At 44.7% G+C, this 1758-nt stretch carries 3 protein-coding genes; all 3 read right to left on the bottom strand.

All coding sequences use genetic code 11. The features are described 5' to 3' along the window. Positions 1–618: bifunctional phosphoribosyl-AMP cyclohydrolase/phosphoribosyl-ATP diphosphatase HisIE (hisIE, locus tag CXF82_RS01345; RefSeq protein ID WP_102043549.1), on the bottom strand; the 618-nt coding region annotated here is incomplete at its 3' end. A gap of 37 nt (positions 619–655) precedes the next feature. Continuing rightward, the gene (hisF, locus tag CXF82_RS01340) at positions 656–1429 is read right to left on the bottom strand and encodes an imidazole glycerol phosphate synthase subunit HisF (RefSeq protein ID WP_101091197.1); all 774 of its coding nucleotides are present in this window, start codon (positions 1427–1429) and stop codon (positions 656–658) included. After that, on the bottom strand, positions 1411–1758 hold a 348-nt coding region (locus tag CXF82_RS01335; RefSeq protein ID WP_257982706.1), incomplete at its 5' end, for a HisA/HisF-related TIM barrel protein. The genes CXF82_RS01335 and hisF, both read right to left, overlap by 19 nt.

Genomic DNA, 1758 nt, shown 5'->3' with positions numbered 1-1758 from the left:
CATTAAATTGGCGGTGATATCTTCAAGTGATAGCGACTGATCTTCTAATAACACCAGTAAGTGGTAGATGAGATCTGAGGCTTCATCAATCAACTCTGGCTTGTCATTAGTGGCGGCTGCTAAGGCTGTTTCAAGTCCCTCTTCCCCGACTTTTTGTGCAATTCGCTTAGTGCCTCGGTCGAACAGGTATGCGGTGTAACTTGATTTGGGATCCTGCCCTTTTCGTGAGGCGATTAATGTACTGAGGTTATCAATAAAGCTGTGGGCTTTACCGTCTTTCCAGCAACTTTGTGTGCCTTTGTGGCAAGTTGGTCCATTGGGGATCACTTGCACTAATAAGCTGTCGTTGTCGCAATCCATATCAAGAGCGACTAAATCCAACGTGTTGCCAGAGGTTTCACCTTTGGTCCATAACCTCTTTTTACTGCGGCTATAAAAAGTCACTTGACCACTGGACAAGGTTTTGTCTAAGGCTGCTTGGTCCATATAGCCCAGCATAAGGACTTTACCCGTTAAGTGGTTTTGCACCACGGCGGGGATTAAACCATCTGTTTTTGCCCAGTCTAATTGACTCAGTAATTCACGGTCTTCTTGCTGTGATTGGTAAAGCGATGTCATATTACATCCTTAATTAGGTCTATTTATTCGGATCAATTTAGATACGTACGGCAATATTGTTATCGCGCAGATAGCGCTTTAATGCTTGGATATCAATGATCCCTTTATGAAATACACTGGCAGCTAATGCTGCATCAACATTGGCGAGTGTAAATACATCTTTAAAGTGTGCCATTGTGCCTGCGCCTCCTGAGGCGATTAACGGAACATCACACAGTGAACGGATCATCGACAGTTGTTTGATATCATAGCCTTGACGAACACCATCTTGGTTCATCACATTAAGCACTATTTCGCCACAACCTCGTTTTTGCACTTCTTCAACCCAATCGGGGGTATACCATTGAGTGTCTTTGGTTGCGGACTCATCGCCCGTAAACTGCTTTACTTTATAGCTATCACTGATGTCATCGTAGTAGGAGTCGATACCGATGACGATACATTGGCGACCAAATTCATCCTGCAGTCGTTCAATCAGGCTAGGATCGGTTAAGGCGGGTGAGTTAATTGATATTTTATCAGCACCGAACGCTAACTTTTCACGGGCTTGTTCGATGGTTTTTATCCCACCCGCAACACAGAAAGGGATATCAATACGTTCAGCAACACGGCTAACCCAAGATTTATCAATGACGCGATCATGCGCACTGGCAGTGATGTCATAAAACACCAACTCATCGGCGCCTTCTTCAGCGTAACGAGCGGCGAGGGGCACTATATCGCCCACAATTTCATGGTTTCGAAATTGCACACCTTTAACCACTTTTCCCTCTTTAACATCTAAACAAGGGACTATGCGTTTGGCCAACATTCAATTGCCTCCTTAACCGTAAATTGATTAATAAGCAGGGCTTTGCCTATGATAATACCATTGGCACCACTGTTTTTTACTGCGGTAACATCTGCAAGAGTTGCGATGCCGCCAGATGCTTGCCAGTTAATATCTGGATAGGTGGCGCTTATTTCTTGATAAAGCGCATTATTAGCGCCTTTTAAGGTGCCGTCGCGGCTAATATCGGTCACTAGCGCATGTTTAAGACCAACAGTCTCAAACTCTGCCACTAAGGACTCAAGCGTTTTACCACCACCTGATTGCCAACCCGATACCGCAACTATCTTTTCGCCTTGCTCATTGATATT

Source organism: Shewanella sp. GutDb-MelDb (genome assembly GCF_002836075.1).
GTDB lineage: Bacteria > Pseudomonadota > Gammaproteobacteria > Enterobacterales > Shewanellaceae > Shewanella.
This window is presented reverse-complemented; position numbering and strand designations above follow the sequence as displayed.

Bases quoted from the DNA above. Each gene is read 5' to 3' on its own strand.
- hisF (WP_101091197.1), bottom strand. From the start codon at position 1,429: ATGTTGGCCAAACGCATAGTCCCTTGTTTAGATGTTAAAGAGGGAAAA.